Origin of the sequence: Myxococcus sp. CA039A (assembly GCF_013336645.1) — a bacterium.
Classification (GTDB): domain Bacteria; phylum Myxococcota; class Myxococcia; order Myxococcales; family Myxococcaceae; genus Myxococcus; species Myxococcus llanfairpwllgwyngyllgogerychwyrndrobwllllantysiliogogogochensis.
Genome location: NZ_JABUMQ010000126.1, coordinates 1 through 13,361, shown reverse-complemented (window position 1 = coordinate 13,361; position 13,361 = coordinate 1). Strand labels below are relative to the sequence as shown.

The 13,361-nt window shown below is 68.8% G+C and carries 13 protein-coding genes; 9 read left to right on the top strand and 4 right to left on the bottom strand.

Going from position 1 to position 13,361, the window contains the following annotated elements:
• Positions 1-223 precede the first annotated feature (223 nt).
• Positions 224-1,375 (top strand): hypothetical protein, encoded by a 1,152-nt coding sequence (locus HR086_RS21695; RefSeq protein ID WP_141641590.1) that lies wholly within the window; start codon positions 224-226, stop codon positions 1,373-1,375.
• A 39-nt stretch (positions 1,376-1,414) separates the two neighbouring features.
• Positions 1,415-2,476, top strand: a complete 1,062-nt coding sequence (locus HR086_RS21690) for a serine/threonine-protein kinase (protein WP_174466543.1) — start codon at positions 1,415-1,417, stop codon at positions 2,474-2,476.
• On the opposite strand, the gene HR086_RS21685 is transcribed toward HR086_RS21690, so the two are convergent.
• Both HR086_RS21685 and HR086_RS21680 read right to left on the bottom strand, forming a co-directional pair.
• A complete protein-coding gene (locus tag HR086_RS21685) occupies positions 2,460-3,134 on the bottom strand; it encodes a hypothetical protein (protein ID WP_174462809.1) in 675 nt (224 codons plus the stop codon). The two genes, HR086_RS21690 and HR086_RS21685, sit on opposite strands and share 17 nt — an antisense overlap.
• 1 nt (position 3,135) lies before the next feature.
• Positions 3,136-3,843: a DUF2339 domain-containing protein gene (locus HR086_RS21680; protein WP_174466542.1), complete on the bottom strand. Its 708-nt coding sequence runs from the start codon at positions 3,841-3,843 to the stop codon at positions 3,136-3,138.
• 771 nt (positions 3,844-4,614) lie between these two features.
• Here HR086_RS21680 and HR086_RS21675 point away from each other — a divergent pair.
• The gene (locus HR086_RS21675) at positions 4,615-5,778 is read left to right on the top strand and encodes a DUF2380 domain-containing protein (RefSeq protein WP_306663360.1); all 1,164 of its coding nucleotides are present in this window, start codon (positions 4,615-4,617) and stop codon (positions 5,776-5,778) included.
• Positions 5,775-6,245 carry an NUDIX hydrolase gene (locus tag HR086_RS21670; RefSeq protein ID WP_174456496.1) on the top strand — a complete coding sequence of 157 codons (471 nt, stop codon included), beginning with the start codon at positions 5,775-5,777 and terminating at the stop codon, positions 6,243-6,245. Before HR086_RS21675 ends, HR086_RS21670 begins: the two co-directional genes overlap by 4 nt.
• 51 nt (positions 6,246-6,296) lie before the next feature.
• Here HR086_RS21670 and HR086_RS21665 read toward each other — a convergent pair whose 3' ends face one another.
• Positions 6,297-7,661, bottom strand: coding sequence for an MFS transporter (locus tag HR086_RS21665; protein WP_174466540.1), 1,365 nt, complete (start codon positions 7,659-7,661; stop codon positions 6,297-6,299).
• Between the two features lie 70 nt (positions 7,662-7,731).
• Between HR086_RS21665 and HR086_RS21660 the strand changes: the two genes are divergently transcribed.
• From HR086_RS21660 to HR086_RS21640, 5 genes are all read left to right on the top strand, one after another.
• Positions 7,732-8,676 carry a LysR family transcriptional regulator gene (locus HR086_RS21660; RefSeq protein ID WP_174456498.1) on the top strand — a complete coding sequence of 315 codons (945 nt, stop codon included), beginning with the start codon at positions 7,732-7,734 and terminating at the stop codon, positions 8,674-8,676.
• 51 nt (positions 8,677-8,727) lie between these two features.
• Positions 8,728-9,516, top strand: a complete 789-nt coding sequence (locus tag HR086_RS21655; RefSeq protein WP_174466539.1) for an endonuclease/exonuclease/phosphatase family protein — start codon at positions 8,728-8,730, stop codon at positions 9,514-9,516.
• A 63-nt stretch (positions 9,517-9,579) separates the two neighbouring features.
• Positions 9,580-10,101, top strand: coding sequence for a hypothetical protein (locus HR086_RS21650; RefSeq protein WP_174466538.1), 522 nt, complete (start codon positions 9,580-9,582; stop codon positions 10,099-10,101).
• Between the two features lie 22 nt (positions 10,102-10,123).
• Complete coding sequence (locus tag HR086_RS21645; RefSeq protein WP_174466537.1) at positions 10,124-10,921, top strand: AraC family transcriptional regulator; 798 nt, start codon at positions 10,124-10,126, stop codon at positions 10,919-10,921.
• Between the two features lie 108 nt (positions 10,922-11,029).
• Positions 11,030-11,566, top strand: coding sequence for a TfoX/Sxy family protein (locus HR086_RS21640; protein ID WP_174462815.1), 537 nt, complete (start codon positions 11,030-11,032; stop codon positions 11,564-11,566).
• Here HR086_RS21640 and HR086_RS21635 read toward each other — a convergent pair.
• Positions 11,553-13,196 carry an AMP-binding protein gene (locus tag HR086_RS21635; RefSeq protein WP_174466536.1) on the bottom strand — a complete coding sequence of 548 codons (1,644 nt, stop codon included), beginning with the start codon at positions 13,194-13,196 and terminating at the stop codon, positions 11,553-11,555. The two genes, HR086_RS21640 and HR086_RS21635, sit on opposite strands and share 14 nt — an antisense overlap.
• Positions 13,197-13,361 lie beyond the last annotated feature (165 nt).

Below are 13,361 nucleotides of genomic sequence, written 5' to 3'. Positions count from 1 at the left end.
GGACGCGCGAAAACCTCGAAGCCGCCTGCTCCCACCTCGCGTGCGAGCGCTCGACGCACCGCGAGGCTCGCGGCCCCCCGCATGAACTGCGCGGGCATGCCGCGGTGCGCAGACCTTGCGCGCGACGAGCGCCCACGCCACGCATCCCGAGGGGACACGGGCCGCGGCGCACCCCTTGCTATGGGCCGGGGAACCTCACTCCACCGCGAAGGACCTCCGCGTCATGAGCAGCAGCGACCTCCCCGCCCCGGGCCTGAGCAACGACCTCCGCATCGTTCCCGTGGAGATTGCCCCCGAGACGTTCTGGGTGGGCAAGCGAGAGCCCGGGAACATCTTCTACGCCAACCCCTACCTCCGACGGTTCCGAGGCACGGACACGAAGACGCAGCGGGCGTCGGAGTTCAACCTCCTCATCGACCCGGGCTCCAGCAGCGACTTCTCCACCATCCACACCAAGGTGACGTCGCTCATCGGTGGCATGGAGCGGCTGTCGGCCCTGTTCATCAACCACCAGGACCCGGACGTGGGCTCGTCCGCGAGCATCATCTCCGCGCGGTATGCGCCTCGTGCGGGCCTCTTGTGCTCGGAGGACACCTGGAGGCTCATCGTCCACCAGAACCTGCCGCGCAACCGCTTCATCCCCACGGAGAAGTTCGCGCAGGGACTGAGCGTGCCCACCGGGCACAAGCTGTTGCCGGTGCCCTCGCCCTTCTGCCACTTCCGGGGCGCGGTGATGCTCTATGACCCGCAGACGCGGGTGCTCTTCACGGGTGACTTGTTCGGCGGCCTCACCGACGCCAACGCGAAGGGCCTGTGGGCGGACGAGTCCGACTGGTCGGGCATCCGCGCGTTCCATCAAATCTACATGCCGGTGAACGCCGCCCTGGCCCGTGTGGTGGCCACCATCCGCAAGCTCACTCCGGCGGTGGAGATCATCGCGCCGCAGCACGGGCGCGTCATCCGAGGCCCGCTGGTGCAGCAGTTCCTGGAGCGCATGGAGAAGCTCCAGGTGGGTCTGGACATCATGGACGAGGCGCAGGACCGCACGCATCTCCAGGCGTGGAACTCGGTGGTGGACCGCGTGCTGGCGCTGGCGCGGGGCTACCTGGGCGACTCGGTGGACGTGAAGCTCGGGGCCAGCGAGGACCTGTCGGACACGTCGACGTTCGATGGGAATCGCCTGGTCGTGAACCGGCTGGGCAAGTGGACCGTGGAGCACGTGGTGGACGTGTTGTGCAAAGGCGAGCCGCCAGAAATCGCGGGGCCCATCATGGTGGAGGCCACCAGCGCCGCCGCCGAGTACAATCTGCCCACGCCGCACCTGGACATCGAAGGCGCGGGAGCGCCGTCGCACATCTCGCTGTTGGACCCCTGAGCGAAGAGCACGGGGCCAACGGACACCGAGGGAGGCGCGGTGGGCTCGACGGAAGAAGACTCCGGAGGCGTGGTGTACCTCGGAGGGATGTCCCTGGAAGCCGCGGCGGTGGTGGCGCGGACACCGACGCCCGCGCCCGTGACGCCCCCGCCTCCCGTGTCGCTGGCGGAGACGCTGCGCGCGGTGACGCCCATGTCGCCGCACGGGACGTGGCTGCAAGGCATCCCCACGCCCGCGCCTGCTCCGGCCGCGACGGTGCGCGGGCTGGTGCCAGGACAGCTCGTGGGCGAGCGCTACCGGGTGGAGCGCTGGCTCGGCGCCGGAGGCAGCTCCACGGTGTACGAGGCGGAGGACCTGCGCCAGGGTCAGCGGGTGGCGCTCAAGGTGCTGGCGACACCGCACGCGGAGCCGTCGACGGTGGCGCGCTTCCGTCAGGAGGTGGAGCACGCGCGGGCGCTGGAGCACGTGAACATCCTGCGCGTCTTCGACGTGGGCCTGGATGGAGACCGGCACTTCCTCACCGTGGAGCTCCTCGACGGCATGGACCTGCGCCAGCGGATGCTGGAGCGACGGCCCACGCTCGCGGAGACGTTGCGCTGGCTCACGCACGCGGCCGTCGCGCTGGAGCACGCGCATGGCCGGGGGGTGCTGCACCGGGACGTGAAGCCCGCCAATCTCTTCATCACCCGTGCGGGCGTGCTGAAGCTGATGGACTTTGGCCTCGCCAAGAGCACCCATGTGGTGGGGACGACCGCGCAGGGCACGGTGCTCGGAACGCCGGAGTACATGGCGCCCGAGCAGGTGATGGGCAGCCCGCCGCTGTCGCCCACCACGGACCTGTACGCGCTGGGCGTGGTGGCCTACGAGCTGTGTACGGGACAGCTCCCCTTCCGTCACACCGAGCCCGTGCCGTTGATGTTCCTGCACGTGCAGCAGGCTCCGGTGCCGCCGACCACGTTGCGCCCGAGCCTGCCCGGGCCGTTCGAGCGCGTGGTGCTGAAGCTCCTGGAGAAGCGACCCGAGGACCGCTACGCCAGCGCGGGCGAGCTGCGCTCCGCGCTGGCGAAGCTGTGGCCCTGGGCGCTCAAGGAGTCGGCTTGAGCGCGACGGTGACGAGTCGCAGTCCCAACTGGGGCCAGCGGGACGTGCGCGGGATGAGGTCCGGTTGCTGGCACAGCGTGAGGACGCGGCCTCCGCCAGGGTGGAAGAAATAGAGCGAGCGCGCGGCCTTGAACTCGCCGGGGAGCGCGGCATCCCGCTCGGGCCAGACGCGGCGGGTCGCCCACCAGGACTGCACCACGGGCCGCTCGCGCAGGTGGTAGTGGACCTCCACCACCACCGCGCTCACCTCCTCCGAGCCCCACTCCAGCATGAGGCTTGAACCCGGGATGCGTCGCTCGTCGAGCAGGTGCAGGGGGCGAGGCCCCACGTAGGCGGTGGCATCCACCTTGGCGCCGCGCAACGAGCCGAGGAAGTCCAGCTCCAGGCGCGTCGTGCCCGGCTGCACCTGGAAGCGGAAGGCCATGCGGCCCGTGCCCACGTGCTGGCCGCCGAAGTACGTCCCCACGTTGGCCTCCCGGACAAGGACGGGCTCACCCGAGCGGAACTGGTCCACGTCCGCCGGCGCGGCCAGTTGGGGCGCGGACGCAGGAAGCTCCACGCGCTTCCAGCCCGGAGTCGGGTCCTCATGCGACCAGCACGCCACGGGCGTCGCCTGCGTCAGCCACAGCGCGCCCATCCAGGAGAGCAGGGGCCCCATGTCACGAGCTCCGGGGAGTGGCCGGGGTCGACCGCGCCGAGAGCCACGCGGTGCCGAGCATCAGCGCACCGGCCGCGGCGAGCCCCGCCACGCGCAGGGAGCCGTCGAGGTGGGCGGTATCATAGAGGAGCGTCTTGCCCACGGAGATGGCGACGAAGCAGAAGCCCGCGTCGCGAATCACGGGAGCGCCCCGCTTGCGGCCCAGGAACACGAGCACCACGCCGATGACGAGCCAGCCCAGCGTGAGCACGAGCCGACGCGCGATGTGGTCCTCCGCGACGCCCAGGGTGAGGAAGTGGAAGTAGAAGGTCCACGACGTGGCGATGGTCGCGGCGGTGAGGCCGAACCAGACGAGCACGTCACGGATGCGCTCCAGTTGCGTGTCACCGCGACGCAGCGAGCGCGGCAACATGACGACGGACGCGATGAACGTCAGCGCGAGTCCCACGAGCAACAAGGGTTGCTTCGTCGCCGCGTACCACAGGCCTCCTGTCACGGAGGTGGCGAGCACGGCGATGGGGAAGATCAGCAGTCCTCCGCGAGGAACCGCCAGGAAGCCCAGGGCCAGCGTCGCGACCGCCGCCAGAATGAGGAGCGCCTCCACGGGCATGTGGAGGTCCCGCCAGAGGAACACCGCGGCCAGGGCCAGCAATGCGCCGCCGAGCCCACCCAATACCTTCACGTCCCACTTCGCCATCATCTCCGTCATCGCCAATCCTCCACCGCCAACCCGTGGCGTGTGGGGAGGCTCCGATTGCATCGGACCTGCCAACCGCTGACGCACGGCATCACGCACGTTTGCGCGGCGGGGCGGGCTCACGGTGTGCAGCGCGCGGCACACCGTGGGGAGGCCGCTGCACAGCGCGCACGAGCGCTACCGGCTCACGGCTCTTTTCCCTGAACTGAGTCTGCCCCAGTTCGGTGGCCCTCTTGCGCTTCGGTTTCATGGTTGTTGGACCCACCACGTCGTTCAAGTCCAGACGGGCTGGCAGTACCTTGAGTCTGCCTTTGCGCGAACCCCTCTCGCGCGGCGCTCGGAGATTCCTGCCCATGCCCCATCCCTCTGGGAGCGTTGTCCTATTCACGAATGGCGAGACCTCCTGCGAATTCTTCCAAGACTTGGGGAGGGACACGCTGCTGTTGCCCGCGCTGAAGGTCCCGTTGCGACCGGGGGCCTTCGCCTCGATGGGCCTGCGGGTGGACGATGCGCGTTGACGCTCTGCTCTGGGTCGTGGCGTTGCTGACCGCGGGATGCTCCTCGGTGACGCAGGTTCCCGGGCGTGGCGAAACGCTGAGCTACACACCCCGACAGTGGCGACACGCGACTCCACGAGCTGACGCGACGCGCGCGGGACCTGGCACAACCACGGGCGCCGTCGGGGGCGAAAGGCAAAGCGCTGAACGAACGCATCAAGCCCTCCTCGACTCCATCAACGAGGCGAAGGGCTCGCTGAAAGGAGTCGAGTCCGCGTTGTCCAAGATGGCGACGCGTCGGCCTGGCTTCGATGGCCGGAGCATCAACGGCGAGGTGTTCACGCGCTTTCTCCATCATGGCGACAAGCAGGCGACGTGGATTCGCGGCGCGCTCGAGAGTACGACCGGACTGACGGAAGTGGCCTCGGAGGTGGGGGATCCGGCCATGGAGCTGGGGATTCTTCGCATGACGGGGCCCAAGCTCCAGGCCGCGATGTTCGGGACGCTGCTGCTGGCAACCTGGGGCGACTTCCTTCAGCTCTCCGACGCCTTGCTCCGAGAGTGTTTCATGTGCGGCATCGAGAAGCAGTTCGTGGACCTCAACCGCGTTCGGGGCTTGATGGAGACCGCGCTGGCGGACCTCGCCTCCCAGGACCCTGACCGTGTCGAGGCGGCGGCACTCGGGATGCCCGAACTGATGGGGACATTGCCCCGGGAGTTCAACACGCTTCGTTCGGATGGACTGTCGGCCATAGAGGATGGAGGCAAGGTCCTGGTGGCCATGCAGGTGTTGGAGATGGTCACCCTGATCTCCTCGCTGAAGATGTCGCTGCCACGGCTGCCCCCGGCCACACCTGCGACGCTCGGCGTGGGCCTCACGATGAGTTCGGGGGGAGTCATGGCGGGCTCGCGAATCGTCGTCTCCGCTGAGTGGGTGGAGATGATGCGAAGGCTCGTGCAGGCGGGCGTCATCTCCGTTCCGGCAGTGAGCGCGGCCGTCCGCATCCACGGCGGTCAGGTCATGATGGCGCAGGCCCACCAAGGCCTACCCAAGGGTGTGCGCGACGCGCTGGGGGACAGTCCCGAGGTGCGCGGCATGCAGGTGACGGGCAGAGCGGGAGCGGGCATGTCCGAGGCTCCGAAGCACCACGTCATGCCCAAGGAGCATCGCGAGTGGTTCGAGCAGCGCGGCTTCAAGGGTGACCTGGACATCGACCAGTTCTGTGTTCGACTGGAACGGGCCCACCACGAGGCGATTCACGGCGGGGGGAACTGGAAGCTGGGGCGCATATGGCCCGACGAATGGAACAGGAGGATCATGCGCACCCTGAATGATGCGGAGTTGTCGGCAGGGCAGAAGTTGACGCGCAATGAGGTGCTGAGCATCGTCGCGGAGAACATGAGGCTCTACGACATTCCGATGAAGTTCACCAAGGGGCGCAGCCGATGACCGACGGACGTTCATGGCAGGGGGATTGGAAGGCCCGCCTCTATGAACGGGTCCGCGAGCGTGGCTTCGACTCGCTGACCGCCTTCGCGGATGCACGTCCTGCTGTCCCGCTGTACGCCCTGGCCGAAGAGCTTGGCAAGGATGACGTCGCAGGGGTGCAGGTGTTGACCGGGTTGCGCACTGAAGCGGAACGACGGAAGCAGGTCACACGACTCGTTCGAGACTTGCTCGCGCGGGAGTTGGCAGCAGGCCTTCCCAACGGGTGGCCAGCCGAACTTGATGATGTGACCCGCTTCCAGGTCGCCAAGGCGCTTGGCCTCTGGTCGGGCTCCACTCCAGAAGCCTATTCGGAGCGCACTCGACGGGTGATTGTCGCGCTCCGAGCGAATCCGCCTCCCGCGAGCTGGCGCCCGCTCGGCCCTGACGACGAGCTTCTCCGGGCGCTGCTGCCGGACGACGAAGCCTGAGCGGAACCAGCGCGTCCTGCTCAGGATTTTCTACCGCCCTATCAGGTGAACTCAGGGCTCGCTGGTCATCTTGCCGGGTGCCACTACGGCCAGCAGCAGCGCCACCGTGCCCGCCATCGCACCAGCAATCGCGAACTGGAGCGCGAAGTGGCCTCGGGCGAGCGCCAGCGCAGCCACCGTCAGTGAGCCACCCAGCAGTCGCGTCGCATAGAGGCTGCTGGTGACGATGCCCCGGTGATGCCAGGGCGCGCGCGACTGCGGTCCGATGAGCGACGTGCTCGCCGCCGGCCCCAATCCCATACCCAGCACCGCGAGCGAGACGAGCGCCGGGAGCGTGCCCCAATCATACGCGGCGGTGAGCGCCAGGAGCCCCGCCCCCGTCGCGGCCACCGCGAAGCCCACGCCCGCGCTCAAGCGCATGCCTCCGCGCACCAGCAGCTTCACGCCAAACGTGGAGCCCACCGACCAGCCCAGCAACATCGGTAGGAGCGTCAGCCCCGCGACGATGGGCGTCTGGCCGCCCTGCTCCGTCATCCACAGCGGCACCCACGCGGCCATGCTGTAGAGCAACGCCCCACCCGCGATGCCTCCCGCCACTCCGCTGAGCACGGTGCGGTCCTTCACCAACTCCATCGGCAAGAGCGGCGCCTCCGACCGACGCTGCTGGAACACCAGCGCCGCGGCCCCCACCACCGCGCCCAGCAGGCACAGCCAGCGCAGCTCCGCGTGACCCGGCTCCAGCGAGAACAAGAGCATCGCCGCCGACGAACCCGCGAGCACCGGCCCCCAGCGGTCCAGCTTCACGTCCGTGCGACGCGGCGGGTCTCGATAGGAGAGGTACAGCAGCAGCGCGGCGAACAGGCCCACGGGCACGTTGACCAGGAACACCCAGCGCCACGAGGCGTGCATCACCAGCCATCCACCGATGAGCGGCCCCACCGCGTTTCCCGCACCCCAAGCACCGGTGAAGAGCCCCTGAACCGCGGCGCGCTCGCGCAGCGTGTAGAGGTCCGCGCTGATGGTGAGCGTGGTGGGCTGAAGCGCGCCCGCGCCCAGCCCCTGCAACACGCGGAAGGCGATGAGCCCCTCCACCGAATGGGCGAGCCCGCACAGCGCGGAGCCCACGAGAAACAACCCCATGCCAGCGAAGAAGACGGGCTTGCGTCCCAGCCGGTCCGCCAGCTTCCCGGAGATGAGCACGCCCACGGTGGACGCGAAGAGGAACGCGGAGAAGACCCACGAGTAGAGGTGCTGTCCGCCCAGCTCCCGGGTGATGGTGGGCATGGCGCTGGTCACCACCGTGCCCTCGAAGGCACTGACCACCAGGGCCAGCAGCACCGCGCCAGTGGCCATCCGCCGCGCCGCTCCAGGCCGTGCGGAAGACACCGGCTCCACCGTCAAGCCGCTTCCATCCATGGCACACGTGTAACCGGGGGCTCCCCATGCGGAAATCGCAACTTCCGCATAGACTCCATGCGGAATCCGCATGACTCACGAACAGCTCCAGGCATTCCTCCGCGTGGCCCAGGAAGGCCGCCTCTCCAGGGCCGCCAAACGGTTGGGGCTGTCCCAGTCCGGGCTGTCCCGCCAGCTCCAGTCGCTGGAGGCGGCGCTGGGCACTCGCCTGCTCGTTCGCACGCCCGGGGGCGCCGTGCTGACGGACGCGGGGGAGCGGTTCCTGCCCCACGCACGGCGCGCGCTCGATGCCCTGGCGGCGGGTACCTCCGAGCTGGAGCGGCTGTCGAACACCCCTCGCGGGCCGGTGTCGCTCGGCACGCTGCACACCGTGGGAGCGTACCTGCTACCGGACATCATCCCGGCCTTCGCGCAGCGGTTTCCGGAGGTGCGCCCCCGGCTCAGCGAGGCCATGGCGTCGACGCTGGAGGAAGGCGTGGCCCGTGGCGCGCTGGACCTGGCCATCCTGTCGCTGCCCGTGCGACGGGCGGACCTGGTGTCGCAGAAGCTCTGGGAGGAAGTGCTGATGCTGGCGGTGCCGCGCGGACACCGGCTCACGAAGAGCAGCCGGCCGGTGACGCTCGGGGACGTGGTGGAAGAGACGTGGGTGGTCATCCCCAGCATGAGCGGCACGCGCGCGCTGGAGGCGGAGTGCGAGGCGCGCGGAGTGACACCGAAGGTCGCGATGGAGACGGACAACGCGGAGGCGATGCGGCGCATGGTGGAGCGCGGACTGGGCATCGCGCTGGTGCCGGAGCTGATGGCCAGGGACCACGCGGCGCGCGGCTTCGACGTGGTGCCGCTGGCGAAGAGCGGCCTGAAGCGACAGGTGGCGCTGGTCCACCGGGGCGAGGGCTACCTCACGGCGGCGGCGCGCGAGCTCAAGTCGTTCATCGTGGAGAGCGTGCGCGCGATGCCGGAGCCCTGGGGAGCAGGCAGGCGTGGAGGAGCGCCCTCGGGGCAGCGGGTGCGATAGCCTGTCGCGCGTGGGCGGGTGACTGGAGCCCACGGGCGAGAGGGCTGTCGCATGTCGCTGAAGGTGATGACGTTCAACGTGTTGCAGGGAGGCGAGGAGCGGTTCGACGACATCGCCACCTTCCTCTCCCGGGCCTCACCGGACGTGCTGGTGCTCCAGGAGTGCCTGGGCTGGGAAGACGGCGGGCGCCTGCGTCGGGTGGCCGAGGCGCTGGACGTGCCGCAGGACGACGCGCACGTGGTGCTGGGTCAGTCCCGCTCGCGCCCCAGTGGGCGCAGCTACCACGTCGCGGTGGTGAGCCGCCCTCCCCTGCGCTCGCTGCGCATCCACAATGACCGCCACTTCCTGGGCCACTGCATCGTCGAGTGCGAGCTGGAGGCCAACGGACCGGTGACGCTGTTCGGCACGCACTTCGACGCGCACCACGAGAGGCTCCGCTACGTGGAGGCGCGCTACCTGCGCTCGCTCATCGACCCGGCGAAGTTCCGGGACGGGCAGTACCTGCTCGCCGGAGACCTCAACTCGCTGTCGCGCAGGGACCCGTACCCGGTGGACCTGGAGGACAGGCTGCGTCGCGCGGGGACGGACAAGTACGGACACCCGCCGCGCTTCGACGTCATCGACGACGTGGAGGACTTCGGCTGGGTGGACACACTGCCGACGCGGGCCGGGTCCACGAAGTGGGTGACGGCGCGGCGCAACCGGGGTGGCGTCACCATCGACTACCGCACCGACTACGTCTTCGCGTCACCGCGCATGGTGGAGCGGCTGCTGTCCTCGGAGGTCATCGACGTGGGCGACACGTCCGACCACAACCCGCTGGTGGCCACGTTCCGCTGACACGCGGTCGTCCGCGCAAGATCCTGATAGCGCCAGTCCTGGGGGTCCTCCGATGGTATGTCCATGCGAACCACCCTCCTCAGCCTGCTGCTCGCCCTGACCGCATGCGCCCATGCGCCGCCTTCCATCCCCGTGGAGACGATTCCCGCCCGCCCCGGGGACGTGGCCTCCATCGATGGGGTGATGAAGGCCTTCTACGAAGTGGTGAACCTCGCCCCCGACGCACCCCGGCAGTGGGCACGCGACAGGACGCTCTACAGCCCATGGATTCACTTCGTGTCGATTGGCCAGAAGGTCTCCATCTGGGACCACCAGGGCTTCGTGGAGGCCACGGAGCCGCTCGTCCGCGCCGGGTTTCGCGAGTGGGAAATCAATCGCGTCACGCGCCGGTACGGCAACATCGCGCATGTGGCTTCGACCTACGAGACGCGGACAGGCCCCGGAGAAGGCTCGCTCTCGCGGGGCGTCAATTACATCCAGCTCTACTTCGACGGCGCGCGCTGGTGGGTGACGAGCGTGGTGTGGCAGTCGGAAGACGCGGCGCATCCCATTCCACCGGAATTGCTTCCCGCCTCGAGTCATTGAGCATGACCGCGCGGGCGAGAGAATGAGCTGGGACCTCCCCAGTCCGATGCGCCCGCTCGTCGAGGGAAACGAACTCTTCGTGGGCGAGTGGACGTGTCCCGGAGCGCGCCAGGCTCGGACGCTGGAGCAGGCGCACTACGTCGAGCTGGACCTGCTGCGCGCGGGGATGCATGTGCGGACCCTCGGTCGGCAACGGAGCGTGGTGGACCCGACGACCGCCGCGCTGCAGGTTCCGGGTGACGAGTACTGGATGGCCTCGACCGGGGAGCAGCCACAGCGCAGCACGCTGCTGCTCCTGCGTGGCGCGCTGGCGGAGGAGCTGGGCCCGCACGTTCGAGCCCAGGTCCTCCAGGTCTCCGCGGAGGTGGCACGCCTGCACTTCAAGCTCTTGCGAGACACGGACCCGCTGGCGCGAGAGGAAGTCGCGCTGGCCCTGGTCCATCGCTTCGTGCGGGACGCCGCGCCCGAGCGGACGCGAGCAGCCTCCGTCACGCCCGCGTGGCGTCAACTCACGGAGGAGTTGCAACGCCAGGTGGCCACGCGCTTCGCGGAGCGGCTGACGCTGGAGGCGCTCGCTTCGGAGGTCCACGCATCCCCCTTCCACGCCAGTCGCGTCTTTCACGCGGTGACAGGGGAGACACTGCATCGACACCTCACCCGCGTGAGGCTGCGCGCCGCGCTGTTCGAGTTGGAGGAGGCATCAGGCCGCCTCACGGACGTCGCGCTCGGAGTGGGCTTCTCCTCGCACAGTCACTTCACCAGCGCGTTCCGGCAGGAGTTCGGGTGCACGCCCTCGGCGCTTGCACGCGGGCGCGGCTGAGCGCGCGTCACCTCCGCTACGCTCCCCCTTTCGATGCCCTACGACAAGACGCGCGGGGATGTTATCCCTCCAGCGTTTCATCGGGACGTGGTGTGAAGGAGGAGCAGCGTGGCTCGGACGGACAGCTTCGTGGAGTACGTGGTGGAGTTGCTGGAGAAGCTCGGACCGGTCCAGGCTCGGCGGATGTTCGGCGGGTGGGGCCTGTACTTCGGAGGGCGGATGTTCGGCCTCATTGGAGACGGACAGCTCTTCCTGAAGGTCGACGATGTCACCAGGCCCGACTTCCAGGCCGCCGGCTGCCGCCCCTTCATCTTCGAGGGCGGCGGGAAGACGGTGGCGCTGGGCTACTGGACGCCGCCCGCCGACGCGAGCGATGACGCCTATGAGCTGCTGCCCTGGGCTCGCCGTGCCGTCGACGCGGCGGCGAGGGCCGCGCTGAAGAAGGCTCCGAAGAAGAAGCCCGCCGCGGCAGCGAAGAAGGCCCCTGCCGAGAAGAAAGCGCCAAAGAAACAGGCCCCCGCGAAGAAGACCCCGGCCCCGAGCAAGCCGAAGCCGAAGTCCCTCTCGACGAGGTCGACACCCCCGAAAAAGCGCGCCGTCGCCAAGAAGACCGCGCGCAAGAGCCCCCGCCTCAAGCGGTCTTGATGGACGAGGCCGACTCCAGGCCCAGCTCGGCCACGGAGACCTCCCGCATCCGGAACTTCTGCACCTTGCCCGTCACCGTCATCGGGAACGCGTCCACCAGCTTCCAGAAGCGCGGCACCTTGAACGTGGCGATGCGGCCCGTGCAGTGCTTCCTCAGCTCCTCGGGCGTGAGCGTCACGCCCGGTTTCGGCTTCACCCAGGCCATCACCTCCTCGCCGTACTTCGCGCTCGGCACACCGATGACCTGCGCCTCGCTGACGCCCGGGTGCGTGTGCAGGAACTCCTCCACCTCGCGCGGAGAGATGTTCTCCCCGCCCCGGATGATGAGGTCCTTGATGCGACCGACAATCCGCACGTAGCCGTCCACGTCCATCGTCGCCAGGTCGCCGGTGTGCATCCACCCCGCCGCGTCCACCGCCTTCGCCGTGGCCTCCTCGTTCGCCCAGTACCCCAGCATGACGCTGTAGCCCCGCGTGCAAAGCTCTCCCGCCGCCCCGCGAGGCACCACCGCCCCCGTCTCCGCGTTGATGACCTTCACCTCCAGGTGCGGATGCACGCGCCCCACCGTGGACACCCGCTTGTCGAACGGGTCATCCAGCGAACTCTGCGTGGACACCGGAGACGTCTCCGTCATCCCGTAGCAGATGGTCACCTCGCGCATGTTCATCCGCGATTGCACCTGCTTCATCACCTCCACCGGACACGGTGAACCCGCCATGACGCCGGTGCGCAGCGTCGTCAAATCGAACTCACCGAAGCGCGGGTGGTCCAGCTCCGCGATGAACATCGTCGGCACGCCGTACAGCGACGTGCAGCGCTCCAGTTGCACCGCCTGGAGCACCGCCAGCGGGTCGAACGCCTCGCCCGGAATCACCATCGTCGAGCCATGCGACGTGCAGGCCAGGTTCCCAATCACCATTCCGAAGCAGTGGTAGAAGGGCACGGGGATGCACACCCTGTCCTCCGGCCCGTAGCGCAGCGCCTCGCCGATGAAGTACCCGTTGTTCAGCACGTTGTGGTGCGACAGCGTGGCGCCCTTGGGGAAGCCCGTCGTCCCGGACGTGTACTGGATGTTGATGGGGTCGTCGAACTGGAGCGACGCCTCGCGGTCCTCCAGCGTGTGCTCGCTCACGTGCTTCGCGTTGGAGAGCAATAGCTGCCAGTCGTCGTCCAGCACCAGCGCCACGCGGAGCTGAGGGCAGCGGGGGCGGACCTCCTCCAGCATCGCCCGGTAGTCCGTCTGGCGGAAACCCCGCGCCAACAGCAGCACACTGGTGCCCGACTGGTTGAGCGAGTACTCCAGCTCCGCCGTGCGATAGGCCGGGTTGAGGTTCACCAGGATGGCGCCAATGCGCGCCGCCGCATACTGCGTCACCACCCACTCGAAACGATTGGGAGACCAGAGGCCCACGCGGTCCCCCTTCTCCACGCCCATCGCCAGCAGGCCCTTCGCCACCTGCGTGGTGGTTTCCCACAACTCCCGGTACGTGGCCCGATACCCCTGCGAGACGACGACCAGCGCCTCGCGGTCCCCATGGCGCTCCACCGTTGTTCGCAGGTTCTGCCCGAGGGTCTCACCAAGGAGCGGCGTGGCACTGGTGCCATGGACATACGAGGGAGCCTGGCTCATGCACCCATCGTCACGCCGTCAAGAAGGTCGAGCAAGCGCCCCTGGGGCGAGTCCGCTGTGAAGCGCCCGCCCGACAAGCGGTCCTAAACCCGGGCGACCCGGTGGATGCTGTTCCCTTCAGGCACCCCCTGGGGTCACCGGAGGCCACTCCCCGCGCCCTCGGGC

Excerpts from the sequence above, each read along its gene's own strand:
- HR086_RS21680 (WP_174466542.1), bottom strand. The coding sequence starts at position 3,843 with ATGACGGAGATGATGGCGAAGTGGGACGTGAAGGTATTGGGTGGGCTC.
- HR086_RS21660 (WP_174456498.1), top strand. The coding sequence starts at position 7,732 with ATGACTCACGAACAGCTCCAGGCATTCCTCCGCGTGGCCCAGGAAGGC.
- HR086_RS21655 (WP_174466539.1), top strand. The coding sequence starts at position 8,728 with ATGTCGCTGAAGGTGATGACGTTCAACGTGTTGCAGGGAGGCGAGGAG.
- HR086_RS21645 (WP_174466537.1), top strand. The coding sequence starts at position 10,124 with ATGAGCTGGGACCTCCCCAGTCCGATGCGCCCGCTCGTCGAGGGAAAC.
- HR086_RS21670 (WP_174456496.1), top strand. The coding sequence starts at position 5,775 with ATGACCGACGGACGTTCATGGCAGGGGGATTGGAAGGCCCGCCTCTAT.
- HR086_RS21685 (WP_174462809.1), bottom strand. The coding sequence starts at position 3,134 with ATGGGGCCCCTGCTCTCCTGGATGGGCGCGCTGTGGCTGACGCAGGCG.
- HR086_RS21665 (WP_174466540.1), bottom strand. The coding sequence starts at position 7,661 with ATGGATGGAAGCGGCTTGACGGTGGAGCCGGTGTCTTCCGCACGGCCT.
- HR086_RS21635 (WP_174466536.1), bottom strand. The coding sequence starts at position 13,196 with ATGAGCCAGGCTCCCTCGTATGTCCATGGCACCAGTGCCACGCCGCTC.
- HR086_RS21675 (WP_306663360.1), top strand. The coding sequence starts at position 4,615 with ATGGCGACGCGTCGGCCTGGCTTCGATGGCCGGAGCATCAACGGCGAG.
- HR086_RS21650 (WP_174466538.1), top strand. The coding sequence starts at position 9,580 with ATGCGAACCACCCTCCTCAGCCTGCTGCTCGCCCTGACCGCATGCGCC.
- HR086_RS21695 (WP_141641590.1), top strand. The coding sequence starts at position 224 with ATGAGCAGCAGCGACCTCCCCGCCCCGGGCCTGAGCAACGACCTCCGC.